Source organism: Tenacibaculum dicentrarchi, from assembly GCF_964036635.1.
In the GTDB taxonomy this organism is placed as follows: Bacteria; Bacteroidota; Bacteroidia; order Flavobacteriales; family Flavobacteriaceae; genus Polaribacter; species Polaribacter dicentrarchi.
On the sequence record NZ_OZ038524.1, the window covers coordinates 2,162,909 to 2,175,850 of the forward strand.

Here is a 12,942-nt window from a genome sequence, read left to right on the forward strand (position 1 = left end):
ATCCTAAGCAAGTGAAATTAATTTAGAAGTCCCCATTTCTACTCATTTTTTTATTTTTCAAAATAAAATAGCCACAAAAAAAAACACCTCATTAATTTTAAAAATCAACGAGGTGCTTATAGTATTCTTTTAAGCCTAATTTATATTTTTTTAATACTTATCTTGTAACGCAAATACCTGACGTAATAATGCAGTATTTCGCAATCCTGCTTTTTCACGAATTCCTTTTTCTTCTACAGCAATCATGGTAAAAACACCTTGTAAAGCTTGGGTTGTAACATAATCTGTTAAATTCGGATTTACTCTTTTTACAAAAGGAATACTATTATATCTATTGATTAAATTCGTCCAAATTTTATCAGCACCTACTTTTGAAAATGATTTTTTAATCACCGGGTTAAATTTACTGTATAAAGCAGTAGTTGTTTTTCCTTTCAAATAAGAAGTTGCCGCGTTTTTATCGCCTAATAAAATAGTTTTTGCATCGTTAAAAGACATCTGTTTTACAGCATTTACAAAAATTGGCGTTGCCGTTTTAACAGCATCTTCGGCGGTGTTATTAATTGCTCTTAATCCTTGGTCAGCTAATTTACTTAAACCGATTTTACGCAATCCTTTATCTACTTTTTTCAACTCTTCTGGTAAGGCAATTTTCACCAATTGGTTGTTGTAAAAACCATCTTTAGCAGTTAATTTTTTTACTTGATTTTTAATTCCGTTGTCTAAAGCCTGACGCAAACCATTTCCTATTTGCTGTTGTGACAATCCACCGCCAAGAGTTCCTTGTGGCAATTGGCTTACAACTTTTTGTAATTCGGCACAACCTGTTAAAGAAATTGCTAGTACTGCTACTGCTATAATTTTTTTCATTTTAAATCTTTATTTTATTTGGTTTCTATCTTTTAAGATACCTTTTATTAGTAATTGTCACACTCTTTTCTATTCTACTTAAAGCTATCTGTTTTTTTATCATATCCAAAAGGACAATGTTTACAGCCACTTTTACAGCAGTATCCACGTCTTAAATGATAGGCTTCTTTAAAAACCCGATAGCCTTGCTCATTTACATAATACTCATCGGGAGTTGCTTTTAAAATTTTATTTATCATAATTTATCGTACTGCAAATATCAAAAAAAGATACGTTAATAAGAATGTTTTAGTTTCTTTAATTAACGCATCTTTTTATAAATATTATAAATATCTTAACTTTCTACTTTTTACTTTCTAGCGGATATTCAGCTAATATCTCTTTTACAAACTCTTTAATTCTAGCTTGCTTTCTTTCAACACTACGACTACTTAATGCACCAGTACCAATACCCTGCCAAACCAATGCTTTATTTTGAGTATCTAAAACATCAATAAATAAAGTTCCTTCGGTATATTGAGATACATTTATTCGGTTCATGCCGTTCATTCCAATCATGCCATAATAATATGGATAATAAAAACCGCCATACATCCTATCATTTACATTAATTCGTTCTCTTGATTTTGTAAACAAGCTCACTAAAACATCCGGCGATGAAGATTTAGCCATCCCTTTTGCCGTTAATTCTTGTTCAATAGCACGCATAATACGTTTTTTATCTAAATCAGAAATAGCCGCTTTGTCAATTCCTTTTTTATAAAAAGCAAATGTTTTATAACTATTAAAATCAGCTTCTGTATCGTAATCGGTTGTTACTCTTACCGAACTACACGAGGTTATCATTAAAGCGATAATTGGCAAAAAAAATAGGCTAGATAATTTCATTTTAGTAGGATTTATTCTTGTTTAAAATCAGTATTAAATAAGGCATCATCTACAAAATTAGGAACAGTAACTTGCAATTCTTTTTCAGACTTCATAGCACGTTTAATTGTAAAAACAGCGCCCTGATTTCTCGCCCAACTTCTTCTTGCAATTCCATTATTTACATCCCAAAAAAGCATTGATTTTAAGCGTTTTGATGCTGCCTTAGAACCATCAAGAAGCATGCCAAAACCACCGTTAATAACTTCACCCCAGCCAACGCCACCACCGTTATGAATAGAAACCCAAGTAGCACCTCTAAAGCTATCGCCAATTACATTTTGAATTGCCATATCAGCAGTGTAACGAGAACCGTCGTAAATATTTGAAGTTTCACGATATGGCGAATCGGTACCCGAAACATCATGATGATCACGCCCTAAAACAACCTTTCCTATCTTCCCTTTTTTAATCGCTTTATTAAAAGCTTCGGCAATTTTTGCACGTCCTTGTGCATCGGCATATAAAATACGTGCCTGCGAACCGACGACTAATTTATTTTCTTGTGCGCCTTTAATCCATTGGATATTATCCGCCATTTGCTGTTGAATTTCAACAGGAGAATTCTTTCTAATTTTCTCTAAAACTTTACAAGCAATTGCATCTGTTTTGGCTAAATCTTCAGGATTTCCTGAAGCACAAACCCAACGAAAAGGACCAAAACCATAATCGAAACACATCGGTCCCATAATATCTTGCACATAACTAGAATAGGCAAAAACTTCGCTTCCTAATTTTGAATTATCCACCGTACAAAAAGCATCATTTTCATCTTTATGAACCGTTGCTCCTGCTCTACTTGCTTCTAATAAAAAGGCATTTCCGTAATCAAAGAAATATGTTCCTTTTTCAGTATGTTTATTAATCGCTTTTGCATGACGACGCAAGGTTTCCTGTACTTTTTCTTTGAATAATTCAGGCTCATTTGCCATCATTTCATTGGCATCATCAAAAGAAATATCGGCAGGATAATAACCACCCGCCCAAGGATTATGTAACGATGTTTGATCTGAACCTAAATCGACAGGTACATTTTCTTTGTCAAATTTCTCCCAAACATCTACGATATTTCCTAAATAAGCAATTGAAACAGTTTCTTGGTTTTCTTTTGCAAGGCGAACACGAGAAACTAAAACATCTAAATCGGTGATTTTTTCATCAATCCAACCTTGCGATAAACGTATTTCTGTAATCTTTGGGTTTACCTCAGCACAAACCGTAATACAACCTGCAATGCTTCCTGCTTTTGGTTGCGCTCCACTCATTCCGCCTAAACCTGCGGTTAAAAAGACATTTCCTTTAGGTGATTTTTTAATTTTTCGAAACGCATTTAACACCGTAATTGTAGTTCCATGCACAATGCCTTGTGGACCAATATACATATAACTACCTGCGGTCATTTGCCCATATTGGGTAACTCCTAAGGCGTTGAATTTCTCTAAATCATCAGGTTTTGAATAATTTGGAATCATCATTCCGTTAGTAACAACTACTCTTGGAGCGTCTTTATGCGAAGGAAATAAACCCATCGGATGCCCAGAATACATGGTTAATGTTTGAGTATCTGTCATTTCAGACAAATATTTCATAGTTAATAAATATTGCGCCCAGTTAGAAAAAACACCTCCATTTCCGCCGTAGGTAATTAATTCATGCGGATGCTGTGCCACCGCATAATCTAAATTATTCTGAATCATTAACATGATTGCTTTTGCTTGGCTACATTTCCCTGGATATTCCTTAATATCTCTGGCGTGCATTTTATAAGTAGGGCGAAAACGATACATATATATTCGTCCGTAATCTTCTAATTCTTTGGCAAATTCAGGCAATAAAACAGCGTGATGTTTTGCATCAAAATAACGCAAAGCATTTTTTAGCGCTAATTTTTTTTCTTCGGATGTTAAAATATCTTTACGTTTCGGAGCCCTATTTATTGACGAATCGTACACGGGCATTTCAGGTAATTCATTAGGAATACCTTGCTTAATTTGTTTTTTAAATGACATCATAATTTCTTTTTTTAACAAACTTTAAACTCTTGATTTTTAACCATCTTAATTAGCGCATTAATATCATCTTTTAAAACACGATCTTCTTCTAATTTGGCTACTTTATTTCTGATCAACTTAAAATTCTCTTCAATAATCGCAGAAAAAGTATTAGGTCTTCTAAAATCCATTGCTTGTGCTGCGTACATCAATTCGATGGCTAATATTTTATCAATATTTCCTAATATCTGATTGAATTTTCTTCCTGAAATACTTCCCATTGAAACATGGTCTTCTTGCCCTAATGAGGTTGGCACACTATCTGCCGAAGGCGGAAAACACAATGATTTATTTTCGGTAACCAAAGCTGCTGTGGTATATTGAGGAATCATAAAACCAGAATTTAAACCACCTGCCGATGTTAATAATCTTGGCAAACCGTGCTTTCCTTCTAGCAATAAATAACAACGTCTGTCAGCTATATTTCCTAATTCAGAAACTGCAATTGATGTATAATCTAACGCCATTGCTAAAGGCTGTCCGTGAAAATTACCTCCCGAAATTGCTTCGGTTTCACTCAGTACAATAGGGTTATCGGTTACAGAATTCATTTCTATTTCTGCCAATTCTTTTAAATGTGCATAGGCATTTCTCGATGCTCCATGAACCTGTGGCATACAACGAATCGAATACGGATCTTGCACTCTTGGAAAACTATTATCAGTCGCATTTTCAGAATCTTTTAAAAGCATTCTCATGCGTTCTGCTACTTTTAAATTCCCTTTAAACGGACGAATTAAATGCAGTTCTTCTTTAAACGGCGATACATTTCCTGAATATCCTTCTAAAGTCATTGCACCCGTAACGTCGGCTAAATCTAACACATATTCCATTTTTTTCAAGCCTAAAATAGCGTGCGATAATATAAATTGCGTACCATTAATTAAGCCTAATCCTTCTTTTGCCATTAATGTTAAAGGCTGTAAATCATGCTTTTTTAATACTTCTCTTGCTGAAATAATTTCTTCGGATTGCCAAAACTCTCCTTCACCTAATAACGGTAAAAACAAGTGTGATAACGGCGCTAAATCACCAGAAGCTCCTACCGAACCTTGCTCAGGAACAACAGGCAATAAATCGTTTTCAATAAAATAAATAATACGTTCAATTAGCTCTAAACGAACCCCTGAAAAACCTTGACAAAGTGCATGAACCTTACAAATCATCATCATTTTTGACAATTCTTTATCAATAGGATTACCAACACCAACAGCATGGGTTATCAATAAATTTTCTTGCAATTTACTGGTTTCCTCAGGTGATATTTGCACATCACACAAAGGACCAAAACCTGTATTAATTCCGTAAACAGCAGCGGTTGAATTTGCCATTACCTCTACCTTTCTTCTACATTCCTTTATTTTAATTGCAGCATCGCTTGTAACCACCGCTTTTAAAGTTCCTTCTGATATTTCAATGACTTTATTTACCGTTAAGGTATCTATTCCGTACTTAAACATTGGTATCTATTTTATTTTACACAAAGTTATTTATATTTTTGATACCTAATAAGACTTAAAAAGTCATCAATTGATACCTATGAGTAATCAAATAGAACTACGCCATCTTCGTTATTTTTTAGCAGTTGCCGAATGTTTACACTTTCGAAAAGCAGCCGAACGCTTGTTTATTTCGCAACCAGGATTAAGCCGACAAATTAAACAAATGGAAGCCGATTTAGAAGTACAATTATTTGTGCGTCATAACAGAAAAGTAGCATTAACCGAAGCGGGAAGTTATTTGAAAACGGCGCTTACTCAAAATTTAAAAAACCTAACACATATTTTTGAACATGCCAAATTACTACAGGAAGGTAAAAATGGGCATTTGAATTTTGGTTATGTAGGTTCTGCAATGCAAGAAATTATCCCTAATTTATTGATTAAATTTAAAAAAGACCACCCAAATGTGCAATTCGGATTGCAAGAAATGGACAATCAAAAACAAATTGACAGCCTGCTTTCTAAAGATATTGATATTGGTTTTGTAAGGCTAGATAGAGTGCCTAGAGGACTTGCCATTCAGCCGATTTTAAAAGAGCCTTTTTGCTTGGTTTTACCGAAAAACCATCCTGTAAACACGGCTAATTTTAAAGGATTATCAGCATTAAAAAACGAATCTTTTATTCTTTTTGATCCGTCTTATAGTCCTTCTTATCACGAAAAAGTAATGCAAATTTTTGATGATGCTAAATTCGCTCCTATAATATCGCACAATACCATTCATGCTGCTTCAATTTATAAATTGGTGGAAAATAATTTTGGTTTATCAATTGTTCCCAAATCGTTACAATATGGCTACGATATGGGCGTACAATTTATTGACCTCACCACTATCAAACAACGTACTACCTTGTCGGTTGTTTGGCATAAAAATAATAGCAACCCTATTTTAAAATCGCTACTAGAAAAAACAATACCTTAACCACTAGCTTACTAAAACAATATACTCTCCAAAATATAAATGCTTATTTTTACATACAAACCACCCCTTATAATTTTATGATTTTTATTTCAAAATTTCTTATTCCTAAAGGATTTGTTGGCCTCGCTTTATTTCCTTTTATCTTTTTAAAAAAAGAAGAATTAAGAGAAAATTACATTTTAATAAATCACGAAAAAATTCACCTAAAACAACAGCTAGAATTACTCGTTATTTTCTTTTATCTTTTTTATGGCATTGAGTGGCTTGTAAAATATATCAAATACAAAAATGGTTATTTAGCCTATAAAAATATCAGTTTTGAAAGAGAATCTTACCACAATGAAGATAATTTATACTACCTTGAATCTCGGAAAAAATGGGCTTTTATTCATTATTTATAAATCGTAAAGAATTACTGTCTTTTTTAATAAATTCGTAGATTGCTTCATTAATTTGATTTAAAGCACTACGGATGAGAAAAATAACACCCTATAAACCAACAAACAAAATACGAATTGTAACTGCTGCTTCATTATTTGACGGGCACGATGCTGCCATAAATATTATGCGTAGAATTATTCAATCCACAGGGGTTGAAGTTATTCATTTAGGACACGACAGAAGCGTTGAAGAGGTTGTAAATTGTGCAATTCAAGAAGATGCCAATGCTATTGCAATGACTTCTTACCAAGGTGGGCATATCGAGTATTTTAAATATATGTTCGATTTATTAAAGGAAAAAGCTGCTAGTCATATCAAAATATTTGGTGGTGGTGGCGGTGTAATTCTTCCTGAAGAGATTAAAGAATTGATGGATTATGGAATTACTCGTATTTATGCTCCTGATGATGGACGCGCACTAGGATTACAAGGAATGATTAACGATTTAGTGAAAACCGCTGATTTTGCCATTGGCGATGTTTTAAAAGATGAAATAAATCATCTATCAAAAAAAGAAATTGGAAGTATTGCCCGAATTATTTCTTCCGCAGAAAATTTTCCTGAAGTAGCAAAAGAAACGTTACAAGCAATTCATCAAAAAAATAAAAATTCGAAAATACCTGTTTTAGGAATTACAGGAACGGGTGGTGCTGGAAAATCATCTTTAGTTGATGAATTAGTACGCAGGTTTTTAATAGATTTCCCTAAAAAAACTATCGGAATTATTTCTGTTGACCCTTCAAAAAGAAAAACTGGAGGTGCTTTATTAGGCGACCGTATTCGTATGAATGCCATTAATAACGACCGTGTTTATATGCGTTCGTTAGCAACTCGTCAATCTAATTTGGCATTATCAAAATATGTAAATCAAGCTATCGAGGTTTTAAAAGCCGCAGAATTTGATTTAATCATTTTAGAAACCTCTGGAATTGGGCAATCTGATACCGAAATTATAGAACATTCTGATACCTCATTATATGTAATGACACCTGAATTTGGTGCTGCAACGCAATTAGAAAAAATCGATATGCTTGATTTTGCTGATTTAGTAGCGATTAATAAATTTGACAAACGTGGCGCTTTAGATGCTATTCGAGATGTGAAAAAGCAATATATGCGCAACAATAATTTATGGGATATTCATATGGATGATATGCCTGTTTTTGGAACTATTGCTTCTCAATTTAACGACCCAGGAATGAATACGCTATACAAACGTATTATGGATAAAATAGTTGAAAAAACAGGCGTTGATTTAAAATCAGAAATGGAAATCACCAAAGAAATGTCTGAAAAAATCTTTGTAATTCCACCACGAAGAGTGCGTTATTTATCAGAAATAGCAGAAAGTAATAGGGCTTATGATAAAAAAGTTGACAGCCAAGTTATTGTTGCTCAAAAATTATATGGTATTGTTCAAACCATTTTATCTATTCTTCCCAAGGAAATAAAAGAAGATTTTCTATCTAAAAATGGATTAGAACAAGATGAAATTTTAAAAGAAACTCCAGAGAATGAATTTGATTTTATAAAATTATTAATAGCACAATTTGATAAAGTAAAACTAAATCTTGACCCTCATAACTGGGAAGTAATTTTAAATTGGAAAGCCAAAGTTCAAAAATATAAAGACCCTGTTTATAGCTTTAAAGTAAGAGATAAAATAATTAATATTGATACACACAATGAATCTTTATCGCATACACAAGTTGCGAAAGTAGCCTTACCAAAATACCAAGCTTGGGGCGATTTATTACGTTGGAATTTACAAGAAAACGTGCCTGGTGAATTTCCTTATACCGCAGGATTATATCCATTTAAAAGAACTGGTGAAGACCCAACACGAATGTTTGCTGGTGAAGGAGGCCCAGAACGTACCAACAGACGTTTTCATTATGTGAGTTTAGGAATGCCCGCAAAGCGCTTATCAACTGCTTTTGATTCGGTTACTTTATACGGAAATGACCCTGGTAAAAGACCCGATATTTACGGGAAAATTGGAAATGCTGGAGTTTCTATTTGTTGTTTAGATGATGCTAAAAAATTGTTTTCTGGTTTCGATTTAACACACGCTTTAACCTCTGTAAGTTTAACAATTAATGGTCCTGCACCGATATTGTTAGGTTTTTTCATGAATGCGGCTATAGACCAGAATTGTGAAAAATACATCAAAGAAAATAATTTAGAGGCTTTAGTTGAAGCTAAATTCGATGAAATTTATGATTCAAAAGGTTTAGAAAGACCGACATATCAAGGAGATTTACCACAAGGAAATGATGGTTTAGGATTGATGTTACTAGGGTTAACTGGCGATATGATTTTACCTTCGGATGTATATGCTGAAATCAAAAAAACAACCTTAGCACAGGTTCGTGGTACGGTTCAAGCGGATATTTTAAAAGAAGATCAAGCTCAAAATACCTGTATCTTTTCAACAGAATTTGCCTTGCGTTTAATGGGTGATGTGCAAGAATATTTTATAAAAGAACAGGTTCGTAATTTTTATTCGGTTTCAATTTCTGGATATCATATTGCCGAAGCTGGTGCAAATCCGATTACACAGCTTGCATTAACATTATCCAATGGTTTTACTTATGTCGAATATTATTTAGCACGTGGAATGGACATTAATAAATTTGGACCTAATTTATCTTTCTTTTTCTCTAACGGAATTGACCCTGAATATTCGGTAATTGGTCGTGTTGCTCGTAAAATTTGGGCGAAAGCAATGAAACATAAATACGGAGCAAACTCAAGAGCACAAATGTTAAAATATCATATTCAAACTTCTGGGCGGTCTTTACATGCTCAAGAAATTGATTTTAATGATATCCGTACAACTTTACAAGCTTTATATGCGATTAACGATAATTGTAATTCTTTGCACACCAACGCATACGATGAAGCAATTACAACGCCAACCGAAGAATCGGTGCGTAGAGCGATGGCAATTCAGTTGATTATCAATAAAGAATTAGGATTAACTAAAAATGAAAACCCTATTCAAGGGGCGTTTATTATTGAAGAATTAACCGATTTAGTGGAAGAAGCTGTATTAACTGAATTTGATAGAATTACAGAGCGTGGCGGTGTTTTAGGGGCAATGGAAACCATGTATCAGCGTTCTAAAATACAAGAAGAAAGCTTGTATTATGAAACGTTAAAACATACGGGAGAATTTCCAATTATCGGTGTAAATACTTTTTTAAGTTCGAAAGGTTCGCCAACAGTTCAACCTGCGGAAGTAATCCGTGCAACCGAACAGGAAAAACAATTTCAAATTCAAACCAAAGAATTAGTAAACAAAGCCAATGAGATAAAAGCGCAAAATCAGCTAGTTATTTTACAAAAATCCGCTGTTCAAAATGAAAATTTATTCGATAAATTAATGGAAGCTACTAAATACTGTTCGTTAGGACAAATTACAAATACTTTATTTAAAGTTGGTGGTCAATACAGACGAAATATGTAAGCTTATATTTAGTTATAAAAAAATTAAAAACAATGATAAATATCATTAATTAAAAGTAATAGTAAGCCTAAATTTATACTAGTAATTAAAAGTTATATTAATATATTAAAAAATAAATTATGATATTAAACGCAACAGAAGGACAGTTAGAAATTACAATGGATAAACCAGCTTTTAACAAGTTTTCTTTTAAAGATGCTGGCTTGAAAGAAGATTCATATACTGTTGAAGGTGGTAACTTACGTTTAAAAATAGCATTAGGATATATTCAAGATTATCGTTTTTATAAAATGCCTGTTATCGAATTAGAATACGAGAATAACATCAAAGAAAGTGGATGGATTGTAGAATTTAATGGTGAAAACATTTTAGAAGCAAAAGACCATTCTGGTAGTAAAACTGTTTTATTATTAAACCGTAATAAAATGAGTAAACTAGTTAATCGTCATGAAAATACTTTAATTATTCATGGTGATTTCTCTGAAGAAGTAAAAATTAAAAATACTAGTACGCTTAATTTATTAGAAGCGCCTAGTCATTAATATAGTAATATTTTATTATAAATTGGGAGATAAAAAGCTCAGGTAATTAATTACCTGAGCTTTTTTTAATTACCCCTTTTTTTGCAAAATAGTCAGCCCAATTCTTATTTGTTCATACGGAACTTTTTCGCCTAAAAATTCAAAATATGGCTTTAAAGCAATTTCATTTTTAAGTACTTTTTTAGCATTTGCTATTAATTTAATAGTATTTGCATCTATAAATTTATCTAAATTTACATCTTTTCCTTCTAAATATAGTTTTGATAAATGAGAAAAAATTGTTTGTGCTTTTAAACTTCGTTTATCAGCTATTTCATCAATAGAAAAACCTTCTTTATATAAATTATACGTTTCTAAAGTCGTATCTTTTTTTCCTTTCTTTTTTTCTTTTATAAAAGCCCTAATTTCTTCCATAAACTCACCTCCATATACTTCTAATTTACGTTGCCCTACTCCACTAATACTTAAAAAAGCACTATCCGTTTGCGGACGTTCATTTTCTAAGGCACGTAAAGTGGCATCACTAAAAATTAAATAGGCAGCAATATCTTCTTCTTGTGCAATACGATAACGCAACTTTCGTAAACGCTCGAATAAAGTATCTTTTACAATTGATTTTTTTCTCCCTTTAGTACTGCTAAGTTTTTCTTCTTTTTTAAACTCAACAGGAATTGTTAATTGAACTTTTTCACCTTCAAAAAGTACTTTTTTAGAAAAATCGGTTAATTGTAAATTATTATTTAAATGAAATGCTATTTGACAAAATCCTTGATTTATTAACTGAATAATATAATGTTGCCAATCTTTCCATGAAATATCAGCACCAATACCATACGTTTTTAAGGTTTGATAATTCTTATCTAAAACGCCTGCATTTTTTGCCCCTCGTAACACATCAACAACAGTTCCCATCGCTTCTTTTTCTCGTAATCTGTAAATTGCCGAAAGTGCTTTTTGAGCGATAATAGTTCCGTCAAAATACTGAACTGGATTTTTACAAACATCACAATTTCCGCAATTTTTCTCGATTAATTCACCAAAATAACTCAACAAAATTTTCCTTCTACAAACAGTTGCTTCCGAAAACTGTTTCATACGGTCTAATTTTGCTGTTTGTACTTCTTGATTACTACTATTTGCTATAAATTGACGTAACTGAATTACATCAGAATAACTATGAAAAAGTAACGCTTCGGCTGGCAAACCATCTCTTCCTGCACGACCTATTTCCTGATAATATCCTTCAATGTTTTTGGGCATATTATAATGAATTACCCAACGCACATTCGATTTATCGATTCCCATTCCAAAAGCAACCGTTGCACAAATAATTTGCACATCATCTTTTATAAAATCTTCTTGAGTTTTAGCACGTTCTTCAAAAGCTAAACCTGCATGATATGCTTTTGCATTAATATTTTGTTGCTTTAATTTACTTGCTAATTGTTCGGTCGCTTTTCTACTTAAACAATAAATAATTCCAGCATCATTTGGTTTTTTATTAATAAATTTAATAATCTGCTGTACTCTATCATTTGCCGAACGCACCTCTAAACTAATATTTTCTCTATTAAAAGAACTTACATATTTTGTAGCATTAGGCACTGCTAATTGTGTTAAAATATCTTCTTGAGTTGCTTTATCTGCCGTTGCAGTTAGGGCTACAATAGGTACTTCTGGCAACGTTTTTTTAAGAAAAGATAACTGTTTATACGATGGTCTAAAATCATGACCCCAAGAAGAAATACAATGTGCTTCATCAATAGCAACACAACTAATATATTGCTGATTTAATACATTTTGAAGCAAGGCTAAACTCTCAGGAGCTACATATACTAATTTTACTGTTTTATTAATAATGGCATCAAAAACCTTTTCTTGTTCTTCAGATGATTGACTACTATTATAATACGTTGCAGGTATTCCGTTTGCTTTTAAGCTATCAACTTGGTCTTTCATCAATGCAATTAATGGCGATATTACCAATGTAATTCCATCAAAAAATAATGCAGGCAACTGAAAACAAATAGATTTCCCTCCTCCTGTTGGCATTATTACTAAGGTATCTTTTTTAGCTAAAACATTTTCAATAATTGCTTTTTGCTGTAACCGAAAACTGTCGTATCCAAAATTAGTTTTTAATTTTACTAATAAATCTTTTTCTGTTAGCTGTATCATTTCACAAAAATAATCATAAAAAAAAACGTAGAAATTA

At 32.5% G+C, this 12,942-nt stretch carries 10 protein-coding genes; 4 read left to right on the top strand and 6 right to left on the bottom strand.

Features of this window, described 5'->3' with window-relative positions; all coding sequences use genetic code 11:
- Positions 1-150: 150 nt before the first annotated feature.
- The 5 genes from ABNT14_RS09385 to hutH form a co-directional block, all read right to left on the bottom strand.
- Positions 151-870 carry a DUF4197 domain-containing protein gene (locus ABNT14_RS09385; RefSeq protein WP_101902971.1) on the bottom strand — a complete coding sequence of 240 codons (720 nt, stop codon included), beginning with the start codon at positions 868-870 and terminating at the stop codon, positions 151-153.
- Positions 871-944: 74 nt separating this feature from the next.
- Positions 945-1,109, bottom strand: coding sequence for a DUF5522 domain-containing protein (locus ABNT14_RS09390; protein ID WP_159459541.1), 165 nt, complete (start codon positions 1,107-1,109; stop codon positions 945-947).
- A gap of 103 nt (positions 1,110-1,212) precedes the next feature.
- Entirely contained in the window at positions 1,213-1,758 is a 546-nt protein-coding gene (locus ABNT14_RS09395) for a DUF4136 domain-containing protein (RefSeq protein ID WP_101902972.1), read from the bottom strand.
- 11 nt (positions 1,759-1,769) lie between these two features.
- Entirely contained in the window at positions 1,770-3,806 is a 2,037-nt protein-coding gene (locus ABNT14_RS09400; protein WP_101903384.1) for a urocanate hydratase, read from the bottom strand.
- A 14-nt stretch (positions 3,807-3,820) separates the two neighbouring features.
- Entirely contained in the window at positions 3,821-5,308 is a 1,488-nt protein-coding gene (hutH, locus tag ABNT14_RS09405) for a histidine ammonia-lyase (protein WP_101902973.1), read from the bottom strand.
- A gap of 79 nt (positions 5,309-5,387) precedes the next feature.
- Here hutH and ABNT14_RS09410 point away from each other — a divergent pair, with 79 nt between their 5' ends.
- The 4 genes from ABNT14_RS09410 (at position 5,388) to ABNT14_RS09425 (ending at position 10,727) form a co-directional block, all read left to right on the top strand.
- The gene (locus ABNT14_RS09410; RefSeq protein WP_101902974.1) at positions 5,388-6,272 is read left to right on the top strand and encodes a LysR family transcriptional regulator; all 885 of its coding nucleotides are present in this window, start codon (positions 5,388-5,390) and stop codon (positions 6,270-6,272) included.
- 77 nt (positions 6,273-6,349) lie between these two features.
- The gene (locus ABNT14_RS09415) at positions 6,350-6,673 is read left to right on the top strand and encodes a hypothetical protein (protein WP_101902975.1); all 324 of its coding nucleotides are present in this window, start codon (positions 6,350-6,352) and stop codon (positions 6,671-6,673) included.
- A 71-nt stretch (positions 6,674-6,744) separates the two neighbouring features.
- Positions 6,745-10,185 (top strand): methylmalonyl-CoA mutase family protein, encoded by a 3,441-nt coding sequence (locus ABNT14_RS09420; RefSeq protein WP_101902976.1) that lies wholly within the window; start codon positions 6,745-6,747, stop codon positions 10,183-10,185.
- 119 nt (positions 10,186-10,304) lie between these two features.
- Positions 10,305-10,727 (top strand): hypothetical protein, encoded by a 423-nt coding sequence (locus ABNT14_RS09425; RefSeq protein WP_101902977.1) that lies wholly within the window; start codon positions 10,305-10,307, stop codon positions 10,725-10,727.
- A gap of 69 nt (positions 10,728-10,796) precedes the next feature.
- On the opposite strand, the gene recQ is transcribed toward ABNT14_RS09425, so the two are convergent.
- Positions 10,797-12,905 (bottom strand): DNA helicase RecQ, encoded by a 2,109-nt coding sequence (gene recQ / locus ABNT14_RS09430; RefSeq protein WP_101902978.1) that lies wholly within the window; start codon positions 12,903-12,905, stop codon positions 10,797-10,799.
- Positions 12,906-12,942 lie beyond the last annotated feature (37 nt).

Coding starts and splice junctions, on each gene's coding strand:
- ABNT14_RS09385 (WP_101902971.1), bottom strand. CDS start 870: ATGAAAAAAATTATAGCAGTAGCAGTACTAGCAATTTCTTTAACAGGT.
- ABNT14_RS09390 (WP_159459541.1), bottom strand. CDS start 1,109: ATGATAAATAAAATTTTAAAAGCAACTCCCGATGAGTATTATGTAAAT.
- ABNT14_RS09395 (WP_101902972.1), bottom strand. CDS start 1,758: ATGAAATTATCTAGCCTATTTTTTTTGCCAATTATCGCTTTAATGATA.
- ABNT14_RS09400 (WP_101903384.1), bottom strand. CDS start 3,806: ATGTCATTTAAAAAACAAATTAAGCAAGGTATTCCTAATGAATTACCT.
- hutH (WP_101902973.1), bottom strand. CDS start 5,308: ATGTTTAAGTACGGAATAGATACCTTAACGGTAAATAAAGTCATTGAA.
- ABNT14_RS09410 (WP_101902974.1), top strand. CDS start 5,388: ATGAGTAATCAAATAGAACTACGCCATCTTCGTTATTTTTTAGCAGTT.
- ABNT14_RS09415 (WP_101902975.1), top strand. CDS start 6,350: ATGATTTTTATTTCAAAATTTCTTATTCCTAAAGGATTTGTTGGCCTC.
- ABNT14_RS09420 (WP_101902976.1), top strand. CDS start 6,745: ATGAGAAAAATAACACCCTATAAACCAACAAACAAAATACGAATTGTA.
- ABNT14_RS09425 (WP_101902977.1), top strand. CDS start 10,305: ATGATATTAAACGCAACAGAAGGACAGTTAGAAATTACAATGGATAAA.
- recQ (WP_101902978.1), bottom strand. CDS start 12,905: ATGATACAGCTAACAGAAAAAGATTTATTAGTAAAATTAAAAACTAAT.